Annotated in this window: 11 protein-coding genes; 5 read left to right on the plus strand and 6 right to left on the minus strand. The window is 72.0% G+C overall.

The features are described from left to right. Nucleotide 1: 1 nt before the first annotated feature. Nucleotides 2–682: a GntR family transcriptional regulator gene (locus MICAU_RS10725; RefSeq protein ID WP_013285323.1), complete on the minus strand. Its 681-nt coding sequence runs from the start codon at nucleotides 680–682 to the stop codon at nucleotides 2–4. Between the two features lie 43 nt (nucleotides 683–725). Between MICAU_RS10725 and MICAU_RS10730 the strand changes: the two genes are divergently transcribed. The 4 genes from MICAU_RS10730 to MICAU_RS10745 are packed head-to-tail and all read left to right on the plus strand — an operon-like array spanning nucleotide 726 to nucleotide 4,888. Further along, complete coding sequence (locus MICAU_RS10730) at nucleotides 726–1,547, plus strand: enoyl-CoA hydratase-related protein (RefSeq protein ID WP_013285324.1); 822 nt, start codon at nucleotides 726–728, stop codon at nucleotides 1,545–1,547. Then, a complete protein-coding gene (locus tag MICAU_RS10735) occupies nucleotides 1,544–2,704 on the plus strand; it encodes a CaiB/BaiF CoA transferase family protein (RefSeq protein ID WP_013285325.1) in 1,161 nt (386 codons plus the stop codon). Before MICAU_RS10730 ends, MICAU_RS10735 begins: the two co-directional genes overlap by 4 nt. After that, nucleotides 2,704–3,732 carry an LLM class F420-dependent oxidoreductase gene (locus tag MICAU_RS10740; RefSeq protein ID WP_013285326.1) on the plus strand — a complete coding sequence of 343 codons (1,029 nt, stop codon included), beginning with the start codon at nucleotides 2,704–2,706 and terminating at the stop codon, nucleotides 3,730–3,732. The genes MICAU_RS10735 and MICAU_RS10740 overlap by 1 nt, the downstream gene beginning before the upstream one ends. A 22-nt stretch (nucleotides 3,733–3,754) precedes the next feature. Next, nucleotides 3,755–4,888 carry an acyl-CoA dehydrogenase family protein gene (locus tag MICAU_RS10745; RefSeq protein WP_013285327.1) on the plus strand — a complete coding sequence of 378 codons (1,134 nt, stop codon included), beginning with the start codon at nucleotides 3,755–3,757 and terminating at the stop codon, nucleotides 4,886–4,888. Here MICAU_RS10745 and MICAU_RS10750 read toward each other — a convergent pair. The 4 genes from MICAU_RS10750 to MICAU_RS10765 all read right to left on the minus strand — a co-directional run bounded on the left by MICAU_RS10750 (nucleotide 4,874) and on the right by MICAU_RS10765 (nucleotide 9,087). Continuing rightward, nucleotides 4,874–5,581: a TetR/AcrR family transcriptional regulator gene (locus MICAU_RS10750; protein ID WP_013285328.1), complete on the minus strand. Its 708-nt coding sequence runs from the start codon at nucleotides 5,579–5,581 to the stop codon at nucleotides 4,874–4,876. The two genes, MICAU_RS10745 and MICAU_RS10750, sit on opposite strands and share 15 nt — an antisense overlap. A gap of 137 nt (nucleotides 5,582–5,718) precedes the next feature. Further along, on the minus strand, nucleotides 5,719–6,471 hold the full coding sequence (locus tag MICAU_RS10755; protein ID WP_013285329.1) for a succinate dehydrogenase/fumarate reductase iron-sulfur subunit: 753 nt from the start codon (nucleotides 6,469–6,471) through the stop codon (nucleotides 5,719–5,721). Beyond that, complete coding sequence (locus MICAU_RS10760; protein ID WP_013285330.1) at nucleotides 6,468–8,402, minus strand: fumarate reductase/succinate dehydrogenase flavoprotein subunit; 1,935 nt, start codon at nucleotides 8,400–8,402, stop codon at nucleotides 6,468–6,470. The genes MICAU_RS10755 and MICAU_RS10760 overlap by 4 nt, the downstream gene beginning before the upstream one ends. A 1-nt stretch (nucleotide 8,403) precedes the next feature. Continuing rightward, the gene (locus MICAU_RS10765) at nucleotides 8,404–9,087 is read right to left on the minus strand and encodes a succinate dehydrogenase cytochrome b subunit (protein WP_082171209.1); all 684 of its coding nucleotides are present in this window, start codon (nucleotides 9,085–9,087) and stop codon (nucleotides 8,404–8,406) included. 83 nt (nucleotides 9,088–9,170) lie between these two features. On the opposite strand from MICAU_RS10765, the gene MICAU_RS10770 reads away from it, so the two are divergent. Beyond that, nucleotides 9,171–10,100, plus strand: a complete 930-nt coding sequence (locus tag MICAU_RS10770) for a LysR family transcriptional regulator (protein WP_013285332.1) — start codon at nucleotides 9,171–9,173, stop codon at nucleotides 10,098–10,100. Nucleotides 10,101–10,226: 126 nt separating this feature from the next. On the opposite strand, the gene hrpA is transcribed toward MICAU_RS10770, so the two are convergent. Further along, nucleotides 10,227–14,222, minus strand: coding sequence for an ATP-dependent RNA helicase HrpA (hrpA, locus tag MICAU_RS10775; RefSeq protein ID WP_013285333.1), 3,996 nt, complete (start codon nucleotides 14,220–14,222; stop codon nucleotides 10,227–10,229). Between the last annotated feature and the right edge of the window lie 68 nt (nucleotides 14,223–14,290).

A 14,290-nucleotide genomic window follows, 5' to 3' on the forward strand; every position in this document is an offset into this window, starting at 1 on the left:
CTCACTCGTTCCACACGCCCAGGCCGTCCAGGTGCTTGACCAGCCGCTCCGCGCCGTCGGTGAAGTGCCGGGCCATGACCGGCCGGACCGCCTCCGGGTCGCCCGCCGCGAGCGCGTCGAGCAGCGCCTCGTGATCGGCGACCATGCCGGCCCGCCACTCCGCGTCCGCGGCGTAGAACCGCGACGGCGTGTAGCGGGTCACGGTGCGCAGCAGCCAGGACAGCTTGCGTGCGTCGGCGAGCCGGTTGATCCGGCGGTGGAACTCGTATTCGAGCTGCTCGACCCGGCTGACCTGCCGGGCCTGGGCGGCGCGGCGCAGCCGCTCGTGCTGCTGCCGCAGGTCGTCGAGCTGCTCCGGGGTGATGCTGACGGCGACCCGGGCGGCCAGCTCACCGGCGATGTGGCCCTGGAGGCTGAACACGTCGATGATGTCCTGCCGCGACAGCGGCGCCACCACGTGCCCGCGACGCGGTTGCAGCTCGACCATGTCCTCCGCGCGCAGCATCAGCAGCGCCTCGCGTACCGGCGTGATGCTCAGCCCGGTCTCCTGGGCGACCTCTTCGAGCCGGATGCGTTCGCCGGGGCGCAGCTGGCCGGACATGATCCGATCGCGCAGCAGGCTCGCCACGGTCTCGGAGAGCTGGGGCTGAGAGACGTTCTGGATCCTGCCGCGGTCCGCCACCAGCCCAGGGTATCAAATGTCAAATGTCAGAACAGGAGCGCCGATGAGCTCGACCGTGCCGGAGTCCGAACCGGCCGGCGCCGGACTGCGGGCCGCCACCAGAGACGGCGTCCGCACCATCTGGTTCGACCGGCCCGACCGGCGCAACGCGATGTCGCTGGAGATGTTCCGCGACTACTACGCGGCCCTGGTGGCGGCGGACGCCGACCCGGAGGTCCGGGCGGTCGTGGTCACCGGCTCCGGTGACTGGTTCTGCTCCGGCGCCGACCCGGAGGCGCTCGCCGCGCTGCTCGACGAACGCAACCGCGACCTGCTCGCCGGCGAGTTCGGCTTCCCGCCGCACCTGCCGCTGACGCTCGGCACGCCGATCGTCGCCGCGATGAACGGCGGCGCGGCCGGCCTCGGCCTGGTCCACGCGCTCTACGCCGACGTGCGGTTCATGGCGGCGCAGGCGCGCCTGTCCACCTCGTTCAGCCGGCTCGGCCTCGTCGCCGAGTACGGCAGCGCCTGGCTGCTGCCCCGGCTGATCGGCGTCGGCGCCGCGCTGGACCTGCTGCTGTCCGGCCGCAAGGTCGACGCCGTGGAGGCGTTCCGGATCGGACTTGTGCAACGCGTGCTCCCGCGCGACGAGGTGCTGGCCGAGGCACAAGCCTATGCCGTGGCCCTGGCCGAGCACTGCTCACCGGCGTCCATGGCGGTGATCCGGCGGCAGGTGTGGTCGGGCTCGGAGACCGGCGCCGCCGAGGCCGCCACCGACGCGATCCGGCTCATGGTCGAGTCCCTGGCCGGCGCCGACTTCGGCGAGGCCCTGCTCAGCCGGGCCCAGGGCCGCGCACCCCGCTTCGCCCCACGGGGCGGCGCGTGAGCGGCCCGCTCGACGGCGTCCGGGTCGTGGAACTGGCCGGGATCGGACCCGGCCCGTTCGCCGCCATGCTGCTGGCCGACCTCGGCGCCGACGTGGTCCGGGTCGACCGGCCGGAACCCGGCGCGCTCCCGGCCGGTGACCCCGGGCGGAACCTGCTCAACCGGGGCAAACGCTCGATCGTGGTGGACCTGAAGCACCCCGACGGCGCCGAGGTGGTCCTCGCGCTGGCCGGCCGGGCCGCGATCCTGATCGAGGGCTGGCGCCCCGGCGTGGCCGAACGACTCGGCGTCGGCCCGGAGGCCGCGCTGGCCCGCAACCCGGGCCTGGTGTACGGGCGGATGACCGGCTGGGGACAGGACGGGCCGCTGGCCCGCGCCGCCGGCCACGACATCGGCTACATCGCCGTAGCCGGGGCGCTGCACCCGATCGGCCGCGCCGGCGGGCCGCCGCAGATCCCGCTCAACCTGGTCGGCGACTTCGGCGGCGGCTCGCTCTACCTGGTCGTCGGCATCCTGGCCGCGTTGCACGTCGCCGCCGCCACCGGCCGGGGCCAGGTCGTCGACGCCGCCATCGTGGACGGCGCGGCCCACCTCACCACCCCGTTCGCCGGGATGCTCGCGCAGGGCACCTGGCGACCCGAGCGGGGCCGCAACCTGCTCGACGGCGGCGCACCGTTCTACGACGTGTACGCCACCGCCGACGGCGGGCACATGGCTGTGGGCGCGCTGGAACCCCAGTTCTACGCCGAACTGCTGCGGCTGCTCGGGCTCGCAGGCGCGGACCTGCCGGCACAGCACGACGTGGCCGGATGGCCGGTGCTGCGCGCCCGCTTCGCCGAGGTGTTCGCCGGCCGTACCCGCGACGAGTGGACAGCGGTGTTCGACGGCACCGACGCGTGCGTCGCGCCGGTGCTGTCGCTCACCGAGGCGCCGGGCCACCCGCACCTGGCGGCGCGCGGCACGTACGAGGAGCACTTCGGCGTCCGGCAGCCGGCCGTGGCGCCCCGCCTGTCCGGGACACCCGGCCGGGTCGGCGGCCCGCCGCCCGCGCCCGGCGCCGACACCGAGCCCGTCCTCACCGACTGGGGACTGGGCGCACACCTACCGCGATGGCTGGACGACGGCGTCGTCGGCCGGAAGCAGGGAGCAGCGTACTGATGCGTATCGGGACGACACTGGCGTACGCCGCCGACCCCAGAAGCGGCGCCGACGACGTGGCCGCCTGGGAACAGGACGGCCTGGACGTGGTCTGGGTGTCCGAGGCGTACGGCTTCGACGCGCCCACCGTGATGGGTTACCTCGCCGCCCGGACGAGCCGGGTCCACATCGGCTCCGCGATCCTGCCGATCTTCTCGCGTACCCCGGCTCTGCTCGCGCAGACCGCCGCGGGCCTGGACGCGATGTCCGGTGGCCGGGCCATCCTCGGCCTCGGCGCGTCCGGACCGCAGGTGATCGAGGGATGGCACGGCGTCGCGTACGACCGGCCGCTGGCCCGCACCCGCGAGGTGATCGACATCTGCCGGCGGGTGTGGCGGCGCGAGACGCTGACGAACGACGGCCTCTACCGGCTGCCGTTGCCGCCCGGCGAGGGCACAGGGCTGGGCAAGCCGCTGAAGATCCTCACCCACCCGGTCCGCGACCGGATCCCGATCCACGTGGCGAGCCTCGGGGACCGGAACGTCCGGATGACCGCCGAGATCGCCGACGGGTGGCTGCCGTTCCTCTACGATCCGCAGCGCGCGGGCGACGTCTGGGGTGCCGCGCTGGCGGCCGGCCGGGCGAAACGGCCGGCTGACCTCGGGCCGCTGGAGGTGGTGGCCGGTGGGCCGCTGGCGATCGGCCCGGACGTGACGGGGCTGCGCGACCTCGCCCGGCCGCTGATCGCCCTGTACGTGGGCGGGATGGGCGCCAAGGGCCGCAACTTCTACCACGACCTGCTGTGCCGCTACGGCTACGCCGCCGAGGCGGACCGTATCCAGGAGCTCTACCTGGACGGCCGCAAGGCCGAGGCCGCCGCCGCGGTGCCGGCGGAACTGCTGGAACGCACCAGCCTGATCGGACCGGAGAGCTACGTGCGTGACCGGGTCCAGGAGTACCGCGACGCGGGCGTGACGATCCTCAACGTCGCGCCGCTGGGCGAGGACCCGCGGCGCCTCGTCGCCGCCGTCGCGGACATGGCCCGGTAGCGCAGGGGAGGAGCCCACACACATGGACCGCGCGATCTTCACCGCCGACCACCTCGCGTTCGCCGAACTGGTGCGCGCCTTCATCGACAAGGAGATCACCCCGCACCACGAGCGCTGGGAGGCCGACAGCATCGTCGACCGCGGCGTGTGGCGGGCCGCCGGCGCCGCCGGCCTGCTCGGCTTCTTCGTCGACGAACGGTACGGCGGCGCCGGGGTCACCGACCGGCGCTTCCACGCCGTCCTGACCGAGGAACTCGCCCGGGCCGGTGCGAGCGGGCCCGCGTTCGGCCTGCACAACGACATCATCGGCCCGTACCTGACCGACCTGACCACCGAGGAGCAGAAGCAGCGCTGGCTGCCGGGCTTCTGCTCCGGCGAGATCGTCACCGCCATCGCCATGTCCGAGCCGGGCGCGGGCAGCGACCTGGCGGGCATCACCACCACAGCGGTACGCGACGGCGACGACTGGGTCCTCAACGGGCAGAAGACGTTCATCAGCAACGGCATCCTGGCCGACCTGGTCGTCGTGGTGGCCCGTACCGATCCCGGCGCCGGGCGGCGGGGGATCAGCCTGCTCGTGGTCGAGCGCGGCATGCCGGGATTCGAGCGCGGCCGCAACCTCGACAAGCTCGGGCAGAAGGCGCAGGACACCGCCGAGCTGTTCTTCTCCGACGTCCGCGTACCAGCGGCCAACCTGCTCGGCGCGGAGGGCGAGGGCTTCGCCTACCTGATGCGCAACCTGCCGCTGGAGCGGCTGTCGATAGCCGTCGCGGCGCTCGCCGGGGCCGAGACGGTGTTCGCGCAGACGCTCGACTACTGCAGGCAACGCCAGGCGTTCGGCCGTCCCATCGGCAGTTTCCAGCACAACCGGTTCGTACTCGCCGAACTCGCCACCGAGCTGCGCCTGGGCCGGGTCTTCGTCGACAACTGCCTGGTAGCGCCGGACCTCACCGCGGAGACGGCGGCGATGGCGAAGTGGTGGTGCACCGAGTTGCAGCAGCGCGTCGTGGACCGGTGCCTCCAACTGCACGGCGGCTACGGCTACATGCGCGAGTACCCGGTGGCCCGCGCCTACCTGGACGCCCGCGTCCAGACCATCTACGGCGGCACCACGGAGATCATGAAGGAGGTGATCGGCCGGTCACTCGGCCTGTGAGCCGGGCTCCAGCATGGGTACGAGGAACCGGCGGGCCATGGTCCGCAGCTCGTCGGCGTCGTCCAGGTCGATGACGTGGCTCGGGGTGAGCAGGAAGGAACAGGACAGCCGGGTCATCAGCTCGGCGACCACCTCCACGTCGACTGTGGCGGCGATGGTGCCGGCGCGCTGCTCGCGGCGCAGCTGCCCGGCGACGAACCGCTGCACGGTGGCCAGGGTCCGCCCGCCGTCGCTGATCATCGAGGGGATGAGCACGTCCGGTTCGACGCTCATCAGCCCGCCGATCAGCGGGTTGCGGCGGATCGCGTCCAGCGCGCTGACGAAGCCCAGCACCACCCGGTCGCCGACGGTGGCCGCCTGCTGGATGTCGACCAGGAACCGGTCGAAGTAGCGCCGGAACTCGCGGCGGACCACCTGCTCGACCAGCCGGTCCTTGGTGGCGAACCGGCGGTACGCGGTGATCCGGGAGACGCCCGCCCGCCGGGCCACGTCCTCCATCGTGGAGCGGCGGATGCCCATCCGGCAGAACTGCTCGTAGGCCGCGTCGAGGATCCGGGTCGCCACCTCGTCGCTGTCGTCGGCGCTGTGCAACGCCTCGGTGAAGGCGCGTTCCAGCAGCGACTCGGGCCGGTCGGCCGGTTCGTCGTGACCCGCCTCGGGGGAGGACGCCTGCGCGGGAGCGGTCCGGGCCATGGGTGCCCTCCCGGGGGAGACGGTGACGCGGTTGGCGCTTCACCGTACCAATCGCCGGGGCGTACCCCCGGACAAGCGCGACCGCCGCGCCCCCGGAAGCGGGGCGCGGCGGTCGCGTGGGGTGGTGCGGTGTCCGGTCAGGAGCCGGAGCGCTTGGCCGTCGCCTTCAGGTAGTCCCGGTTGAGGCGGCCGATGGTGTTCAGCGGGATGCCCTTCGGGCAGGCCGCCGCGCACTCGCCGATGTTTGTGCAGCCGCCGAAGCCGGCCTCGTCGTGCGCGTCCACCATGCCGATCACCCGGGTGTAGCGCTCCGGCTGGCCCTGGGGCAGCAGCGAGAGCTGGGTGATCTTCGCGGCGGTGAACAGCATGCCGGAGCCGTTCGGGCAGGCCGCCACGCAGGCGCCGCAGCCGATGCAGGCAGCCGACTCGAACGCGGCGTCCGCGTCGGCCTTCGGCACCGGCACCGAGTGCGCCTCCGGGGCGCTGCCGGTCGGCGCGGTGACGTAGCCGCCGGCGGCGATGATCTGGTCGAACGCGTTGCGGTTGACCACCAGGTCCTTGACGACCGGGAACGCGCGGGCCCGCCAGGGCTCGATGTCGATCGTGTCGCCGTCGGAGAACTGCCGCATGTGCAGCTGGCAGGCGGTGGTGCCGCGCTGCGGGCCGTGCGCCTCACCGTTGATCATGAGGCTGCACATGCCGCAGATGCCCTCGCGGCAGTCGTGGTCGAACGCCACCGGCTCCTCGCCGTCGAGGATGAGCCGTTCGTTGAGCACGTCGAGCATCTCCAGGAAGGACATGTCCGGGGACACGTCCTGCACCGGGTAGGTCACCATCCGACCCTTGTCCTCGGGGCCGGTCTGGCGCCAGATGCGCAGGGTCAGGTTCACTTGTAGCTCCGCTGCGTGGGGTGGACGTATTCGAAGGTCAGGTCTTCCTTGTGCAGCACGGGCTCACCGGTGCCGGTGAACTCCCAGGCCGCCACGTAGGCGAACCGGTCGTCGTCGCGCTGCGCCTCGCCGTCGGGCGTCTGGTGCTCGGCCCGGAAGTGGCCGCCGCAGGACTCCTCGCGGTGCAGGGCGTCGATGCACATCAGCTCGGCCAGCTCGAAGAAGTCGGCCACCCGGCCGGCCTTCTCCAGCGACTGGTTGAGGCCCTCGCCGTCACCCGGCACGCGCACCCGCTGCCAGAACTGCTCACGCAGCGCGCGGATCTCGTCGATCGCCTTGCGCAGCCCGGCCTCGGAGCGCTCCATGCCGCAGTGCTCCCACATGATCTGGCCCAGCTCGCGGTGGAACGAGTCCACCGTACGGTCGCCGTTGATCGCCAGCAGCCGCTTGATCCGGTCCTCGACCTCGGTGCGCGCCGCGACCGCCTCGGGGTGGCTGGCGTCGACCTTGTCCAGCGAGTTGGAGGCCAGGTAGTTGGCGAGCGTGTTCGGCAGCACGAAGTAGCCGTCGGCCAGGCCCTGCATCAGCGCCGAGGCGCCGAGCCGGTTCGCGCCGTGGTCGGAGAAGTTGGCCTCACCGATCACGAACAGGCCGGGGATCGTCGACTGGAGGTCGTAGTCGACCCAGAGGCCACCCATCGTGTAGTGCACGGCGGGGTAGATCCGCATCGGCACCTCGTACGGGTCCTCGCCGGTGATCCGCTCGTACATCTCGAAGAGGTTGCCGTACTTGGCCTCGATGGCCTTACGGCCGAGCCGGTTGATCGCGTCGGCGAAGTCCAGGTAGACGCCGAGGCCGGTCGGGCCGACGCCGCGTCCCTCGTCGCACACGTTCTTCGCGGCGCGGGAGGCGATGTCGCGGGGGACCAGGTTGCCGAAGGACGGGTAGATCCGCTCCAGGTAGTAGTCCCGCTCGTCCTCGGGGATGTCCCGCGGGCTGCGCTGGTCGCCCTTGGCCTTGGGCACCCACACCCGGCCGTCGTTGCGCAGCGACTCGCTCATCAGGGTCAGCTTCGACTGGTGGTCGCCGGAGACCGGGATGCAGGTCGGGTGGATCTGCGTGTAGCAGGGGTTGGCGAAGTACGCGCCCTTGCGGTGCGCCCGCCAGGAGGCGGTGACGTTGCAGCCCTTGGCGTTGGTGGAGAGATAGAAGACGTTGCCGTAGCCGCCGGAGGCGAGCACGACCGCGTCGGCCATCTCGGTGCTGATCTCGCCGGTGACCATGTCGCGGACCACGATGCCGCGCGCGCGGCCGTCGACGAGGACCAGTTCGAGCATCTCGTGGCGGGCGTTCATCTCCACGTTGCCCAGGCCGATCTGCCGCTCCAGCGCCTGGTACGCGCCGAGCAGCAGCTGCTGACCCGTCTGGCCCCGGGCGTAGAAGGTGCGCTGCACCTGCGCGCCGCCGAAGGAGCGGGTGTCCAGCAGGCCGCCGTACTCGCGGGCGAACGGCACGCCCTGGGCCACGCACTGGTCGATGATGTTCACCGACATCTCGGCCAGCCGGTGCACGTTCGACTCGCGGGAGCGGAAGTCGCCGCCCTTGACCGTGTCGTAGAACAGGCGGTGCACCGAGTCGCCGTCGTTGCGGTAGTTCTTGGCGGCGTTGATACCGCCCTGCGCGGCGATCGAGTGGGCCCGGCGCGGGCTGTCCTGGTAGCAGTAGGACCGCACCTGGTAGCCCTGCTCGGCCAGGGTGGCGGCGGCGGAGCCGCCGGCCAGGCCGGTGCCGACCACGATCACCGTCATCTTCCGGCGGTTGGCCGGGTTGACCAGCTTCATCTCGAAGCGGTGGCGGTCCCACCGCGTCTCGATCGGGCCGTCCGGGGCCCGGGTGTCGGCGATCGGGTCGCCCTCGGTGTAGAGATCCATGTCAGGACACCAATCCGGTGATCACGGCGAACGGAACCAGCAGGTAGCCGCCGACGAGCGCGACGGCGAAGACGAGCGCGGCGATCCGGGCCCGGCGCTCGCCCTTCGGCGTCTGCTGGCCGAGGCTGCGGAACGCGCTGAAGGCGCCGTGGCGCAGGTGGAAGCCGAGGGTCACCAGCGCGAGGGTGTAGAAGAGCGTGACGTACCAGCGCTCGGGCGCGAAGCCGGCGACCACGTTGCCGTACGGGTTGGCCGGGTCGCCCTGCGGGTTCAGGTGACCCGTGGTCAGGTCGAGGATGTGGTAGATCACGAAGAGCAGGATGATCACACCACCCCAGCGCATCGTGCGGGCCGCGTAGTTCACGTGGATCTTGCGGCGGTGCGCGTACCGGACCGGGCGGGCGGCCCGGGACCGCATCGCGAGCACGGTGGCCGCGCCGATGTGCCCGAGGACGGCGACGGTGAGCACGGTGCGCTGGATCCACAGGAACCACGTCGTCGGCAGCAGCGGCGTGCCGATGTCCCGCAGCCAGTGCGCGTAGTGGTCGAACGACGTCTCACCCGTGAAGATCTTCAGGTTGCCGAGCATGTGCGCGATCAGGAACAGCACGAGGATGATGCCCGTCACCGCCATGACGGCCTTGAGGCCGACGTTCGAGCGGATGGGCGACCGAGTTTTCGTGATTACCACGCGGTCGACGCTAGGAGCACTTCGATCAGGCGTCCAATGCATCGAAATCGCAGCGTTGATAGCCGTAGGCTATGTAGATGCAGCTCCATCAGCTTCGGTACTTCGTGGCGGTCGCCGAAGTACGACATTTCACCCAGGCGGCCGATCTTGTCGGCATAACCCAGCCCTCGTTGAGTAAGCAAATTCACGCGCTGGAGACCGACCTGGGGGCACCGCTGTTCGAGCGGGTAAGGGGCAACATCACACTGACCGCGGCAGGTGAGGTGCTGCTGCCGCTGGCCAAGCGGATCCTCGCCGACGTGGAGACCGCCACCCGCGAGGTGCAGGAGCTGGTGGGGCTGCGCCGGGGCCGGGTCCGGCTCGGCGCCACCCCCAGCCTCGCCACCTCGCTCGCCCCGCCGGTGCTGCGCCGGTTCCGCGACGCGCACCCCACGATCGACCTGCGCGTGGAGGAGGGCGGCTCGCAGGACCTCGTCCGGGACCTGCTCCGCGGCGACCTCGACCTCGCCCTGATCATCATGCCGTCGGCCGGCACCGACCCGGGGCTGCGCGCCGACCCGATCCTGCGGGAGAGCCTGGTGGTCGCCTCGGTCGACCCGCTGCCGGGCGCCTCGGAGGCCGGAGAGCTGCGCATCACCGACCTGCGCGACCAGCCGCTCGTCATGTTCCGCGAGGGCTACGACCTGCGCGACGCCACGCTCCAGGCGTGCCGGGCGGCCGGGTTCGAGCCGACCCTGTCCGTCGACGGCGGGGAGATGGACGCCGTGCTCAGCTTCGTCGAGGCCGGGCTCGGCGTCGCGCTGGTGCCTGGCATCGTGGTGGCCCGCCGCGCCGGCATCCGGGTCACCCGGCTCGTCCCGCCCGGCGTCCGCCGGACCATCGCGGTGGCCCGCCGCCGCGACGTGGTGCCCACCCACGCCGGGCGCGAGCTGCGCCGCATCCTCCTGGAGTACGTCCACGACGCCACCGCCACCGCCGAACTCCCCCCAGGCGTGGAGCCCCTCTGACCGCCCCTCTCCCGCCGCCCCTCTCCCGCGCGATCTTGCACTTTCGGCCCCGGCGAAAGGTGCGAATGCCACTGCGCGGGGGCACCAAGTGCAAGATCGACGAGGCGGGGCGGCGGGCGGGGTGGGTCAGCGGGCCTCGGCGTCGTCCATGGCTCGGTAGATTCGCTGCTCCGAGACGGGGTAGGGGGTTCCCAGGGCCTGGGCGAAGACGTTCACCCGCAGCTCCTCGATCATCCAGCGGATCTGGCGGACCGCCGCCGAGGCACGTCGCGGCGGGGGCAGCGCGGCCAGCATGTCCTGGTACTCCTTCTGCACCACGGCGACGCGATCCTGCTGCTGCTTGTCCCGCTGCGGGTTGCCCGGCAACCGGTCCAGCCGCCGCTCGATCGCGGTCAGGTAGCGCAGCAGGTCGGGCAGGCGCGCGTACCCCGTCTCGGTGATGAAACCCTTGTGCACCAGGCCGGTGAGCTGGTTGCGGATGTCGGCCAGCGCGGCCACCACGGCGAGGTTGCGGGTGGCGCCGAGCCGCTGCTCCACCGCGTACGCGGAAGCGAGCACCCGGCGTACCCGCTCCATCACCTCGACCACGGTGTCCACCAGGTCGGCGCGGACCCTGTCGCGCAGCGCGGCGAAGCCCTCGGCGTCCCAGGCCGGGCCGCCCGCGTCGCCGATCAGCTTGTCGATCGCCGCGCCGGCCGCGTCCTCGATCAGCTCCGGCACGCTGCCGTGCGGGTTGCGGGACAGCGCCAGCTTCGCCTCGTTGCTCAGCCGCCCCTGGAGGAACTTCGCCGGTGACGGCATCGTCAGCCGCAGCAGCCGCCGGGTGCCCGCCCAGTGCGCGGCCTCCTGCTCGGCGGCGGAGTCGAACACCTTCACCCCGACCGTCGCGCCCTCGTCCACCAGCGCCGGGTACGCGGTCACCGCGAAGCCTGCGCGTACCTGCTCGATGGTGCGCGGCAGCGCGCCGATCGACCACTCGGTCAGCCCGGTCCGGGCCACGTCGGGCGCGGCGGCGGCCACGACCTGGCGTACCTCCTGGCGCAGCTCACGTTGCAGCGCCGGCAGGTCCTTGCCCTCGGCGACCGGCTTGTCGTCGTCGCCGAGCACCCGGAACGTGACCCGCAGGTGCGGCGGCAGCCTGCCGAGGTCCCACGCGTCGGCCGGGACCGTCACCCCGGTCATCCGGCGCAGCTGCCGGGTCAGCGCGGCCAGCAGCGGCTCCTCGCCCGGTGTGATCGCGGCGAGCGCGGCGCGCGCGTAGTCGGGCACCGGCACGAAGTTGCGCCGTACCGGCTTGGGCAGCGACCGGATCAGCGCGATCACCAGTTCCTCGCGCAGCCCCGGCACCTGCCAGTCGAAGCTCTCCGCCGGCACCTGGTTGAGCAGCGGCAGCGGGATGTCCACAGTGACGCCGTCGGTGGGCGCGGTCGGGTCGAACGTGTACGTCAGCGGCAGCGTCACCCCGTCGGCCCGCCACTGGTCCGGGAAGTCCTCCTCGTCCACCCCGCCCCGGCCGTCGTTGACGAGCAGCTCGCGGGTGAACGTGAGCAGGTCGGGCCGCTCCCGGCGGGTCTTCTTCCACCACGAGTCGAAGTGCCGGCCGGAGACCACGTCGGCGGGGATCCGCTGGTCGTAGAAGGCGAAGATGGTCTCGTCGTCGACCAGGATGTCGCGACGCCGGGCCCGGTTCTCCAGCTCCTCGATCTCGGTCAGCAGCTTCTGGTTGTCCCGCCAGAACTGGTGGTGGGTCTGCCAGTCGCCCTCGACCAGGGCGTGCCTGATGAACAGCTCGCGGCTCAGACCTGCGTCGATCCGCCCGAAGTTCACCTTGCGGGAGGTGACGATCGGGATGCCGTACAGCGTGACCTTCTCGTAGGCCATCACCGCGGCCTGCTTCTTCTCCCAGTGCGGCTCGCTGTAGCTGCGCTTCACCAGGTGCTGGGCCAGCGGCTCGACCCACTCCGGCTCGACCCGCCCGGCCACCCGCCCCCACAGCCGGGACGTCTCCACCAGCTCGGCCGCCATCACCCAGCGCGGCGGCTTCCTGAACAGCGCCGACCCGGGGAAGATCGCGAACTTCGCGCCCCGAGCGCCCAGGTATTCGTGCTTCTGCGCGTCCTTGAGGCCGAGGTGCGACAGCAGGCCGGGCAGCAGCGACTGGTGCACCTTCGGGGTGTCGATCTCCTCCGGCAGGTCGGCGCCGGCGCCGCGCCGGCCCTCACCCTTGTCGGAGGTACGCAGCACCTGGCGCAACTGGCTGACGATGTCCTGCCACTCGCGTACCCGGAGGTAGTTGAGGTATTCGGCCTTGCACATCCGGCGGAACGCGCTGGACGACAGCTCCCGCTGCTTCTCCCGCAGGTAGCGCCACAGGTTCAGGTACGCGACGAAATCGGACTCCTTGTCGGCGAACCGGGCGTGCGCCTGGTCGGCCTGGGCCTGCTTGTCGGCCGGGCGTTCCCGGGGATCCTGGATGGACAGCGCGGCGGCGATCACCACGACCTCGGTGGCGCAGCCGTTGCGCTCGCCTTCGAGGACCATCCGGGCCAGCCGGGGGTCGACCGGGAGCTGGGCCAGCCGCCGGCCCAGCGCGGTGAGCCGCTTCGCCGGGTCGGTCTCGGCCGGGTCGAGCGCGCCCAGCTCGTGCAGCAGGTTCACGCCGTCGGTGACGTTGCGCCGGTCCGGCGGGTCGATGAACGGGAACGCCGCGACGTCGCCGAGCCCGATCGAGGTCATCTGGAGGATGACCGAGGCCAGGTTGGTCCGCAGGATCTCCGGGTCGGTGAACTCGGGGCGGGAGTCGAAGTCCTGCTCGTCGTAGAGGCGGATGCAGATGCCGTCCGAGGTACGCCCGCAGCGGCCCTTGCGCTGGTTGGCGCTGGCCTGCGAGACCGGCTCGATCGGCAGCCGCTGCACCTTGAGCCGGCTGGAGTAGCGGGAGATCCGGGCGGTGCCCGGGTCCACCACGTACTTGATGCCGGGCACCGTCAGCGAGGTCTCCGCGACGTTCGTGGCCAGCACCACCCGGCGGTTGGAGTGCGCGGCGAAGACCCGGTGCTGCTCGGCGGTGGACAGCCGGGCGTACAGCGGCAGGATCTCGGTGCCGAGCAGCGACCGCTTGGACTGCACCAGCTTGCCCAGCGCGTCGGCGGTGTCCCGGATCTCCCGCTCCCCGCTGAGGAACACGAGGATGTCGCCCGGCCCCTCGGCGGCCAGCTCCTCGACCGCGTCGCCGATGGCCTGGATCTGGTCCCGGACGTTCTCCTCGTCGGCCTCGTCCTCCTCGTCGGCCTCGGTGACCTCGACCAGCGGCCGGTAGCGGACCTCCACCGGGTACGTGCGCCCGGACACCTCGACCACCGGCGCCGGGTTGCCCTCGGCGTCGGCGAAGTGTTTCGCGAACCGGTCGGTCTCGATGGTGGCCGAGGTGATGACGACCTTGAGGTCGGGCCGTCGGGGCAGGAGCTGCCTGAGATAGCCGAGGATGAAGTCGATGTTGAGGCTGCGCTCGTGCGCCTCGTCGATGATCAGCGTGTCGTACTGCCGCAGCATCCGGTCGGTCTGCAACTCGGCCAGCAGGATGCCGTCGGTCATCAGCTTGACCAGGCTGTTGTCGCCCACCTGATCGGTGAAACGCACCTTGTAGCCGACCACGTCGCCCAGCTCGGTGCCGAGTTCGTCGGCGATCCGGTCGGCGACCGTGCGGGCCGCCAGCCGGCGGGGCTGGGTGTGCCCGATCAGGCCGGTGACCCCGCGCCCCAGTTCCAGGCAGATCTTGGGGAGCTGGGTCGTCTTCCCGGAGCCGGTCTCACCGGCCACGATCACCACCTGGTGGTCGCGGATCGCGGCGGCGATGTCGTCCTTGCGCTCGCTGACCGGCAACTGCGGCGGGTAGGTGATCGCCGGGACGGCCGCGCGGCGCGACTCCAGCCGCGCCTCGGCCCGGGTCACCTCGGCCCCGATCTCGGCCAGCGCCGCCTCCCGCCGCTGCGGGTCGCGCAGCCGGCGCACGCCGTCGAGCCGCCGCTGGATCCGGCGCTGATCGCGGAACATCAGGGGGGCGAGGCGGCGGTGCAGGTCGCGGGCGGTCTCAGGGGCGGCGGGTACGGCTGGATTCTGCATGTCGTCGCCAAGGATAGGCAGCCGCGCGGCGGACCGCCCCCGGGTTACCGGCGCTGGGCGTGCCCTCC

Origin of the sequence: Micromonospora aurantiaca ATCC 27029, from assembly GCF_000145235.1 — a bacterium.
GTDB lineage: Bacteria > Actinomycetota > Actinomycetes > Mycobacteriales > Micromonosporaceae > Micromonospora > Micromonospora aurantiaca.

What these genes read in the sequence shown, in the direction of transcription:
- MICAU_RS10740 (WP_013285326.1), top strand. Translation starts at nt 2,704, where the DNA reads ATGCGTATCGGGACGACACTGGCGTACGCCGCCGACCCCAGAAGCGGC.
- MICAU_RS10770 (WP_013285332.1), top strand. Translation starts at nt 9,171, where the DNA reads ATGCAGCTCCATCAGCTTCGGTACTTCGTGGCGGTCGCCGAAGTACGA.
- MICAU_RS10745 (WP_013285327.1), top strand. Translation starts at nt 3,755, where the DNA reads ATGGACCGCGCGATCTTCACCGCCGACCACCTCGCGTTCGCCGAACTG.
- MICAU_RS10760 (WP_013285330.1), bottom strand. Translation starts at nt 8,402, where the DNA reads ATGGATCTCTACACCGAGGGCGACCCGATCGCCGACACCCGGGCCCCG.
- hrpA (WP_013285333.1), bottom strand. Translation starts at nt 14,222, where the DNA reads ATGCAGAATCCAGCCGTACCCGCCGCCCCTGAGACCGCCCGCGACCTG.
- MICAU_RS10730 (WP_013285324.1), top strand. Translation starts at nt 726, where the DNA reads ATGAGCTCGACCGTGCCGGAGTCCGAACCGGCCGGCGCCGGACTGCGG.
- MICAU_RS10750 (WP_013285328.1), bottom strand. Translation starts at nt 5,581, where the DNA reads ATGGCCCGGACCGCTCCCGCGCAGGCGTCCTCCCCCGAGGCGGGTCAC.